The organism is Saccharicrinis fermentans DSM 9555 = JCM 21142, from assembly GCF_000517085.1.
Taxonomy (GTDB): Bacteria; Bacteroidota; Bacteroidia; order Bacteroidales; family Marinilabiliaceae; genus Saccharicrinis; species Saccharicrinis fermentans.
On the sequence record NZ_KI912107.1, the window covers coordinates 2,414,703 to 2,415,311 of the forward strand.

Below are 609 nucleotides of genomic sequence, written 5' to 3' on the forward strand. Positions count from 1 at the left end.
TGATAGAAGCTAGTTTTCTGGCTAGTTTAGCGGTTGCTGTGTAGGGCTCGTTTCGTTCCTCATGTGCAATTATTACAAAAGTTTATTTGGAAATTTTTGCACAAGATTTTTCAGCCCTCCAGCTTTTAGTTCGTCATTGTAAATTGTCATGTTATCTAGGAAAGCCACATGCGGAGACTGACGTCGAGAAAGTATGCTAATCAACTCCTCTACGCTCACGTATTCGTAAAAAATAAGACTTCGATTATTTGGCCTAAGTTTAGCGCGTTCGGTAGCATCGACAAACGTTTTACCAATCCCCTCCTCGGCGCTTATATACATCGTTCTACCGAAAGTACTTAAGTATTCAGCTAACATGAGCGATAAGGTTGTTTTACCATTCTTCTCTTTACCGTACACCAACCAAATTCCGTTTGTTTCTGGCATTCCCATCACATCGCGATACACCCCATCAAATTCAAATGTTTAAACTTTTTTGTTCGTACCTGATTGATGTACTTGCCTTTTGGCCTAGATACTTTTGTACCCATAGGCGGATTGGTGGTGTTATCTACATTTGGTGCATTCATACTCTTATCCTAATTTTATTAGTGTTTCTAAATAGCGAAG

General features: G+C 39.4%; 1 protein-coding gene. It reads right to left on the minus strand.

From position 1 onward, the window contains the following. Positions 1-72: 72 nt before the first annotated feature. Positions 73-447 carry a P-loop NTPase family protein gene (locus CYTFE_RS0109515; protein WP_211238163.1) on the minus strand — a complete coding sequence of 125 codons (375 nt, stop codon included), beginning with the start codon at positions 445-447 and terminating at the stop codon, positions 73-75. Positions 448-609 lie beyond the last annotated feature (162 nt).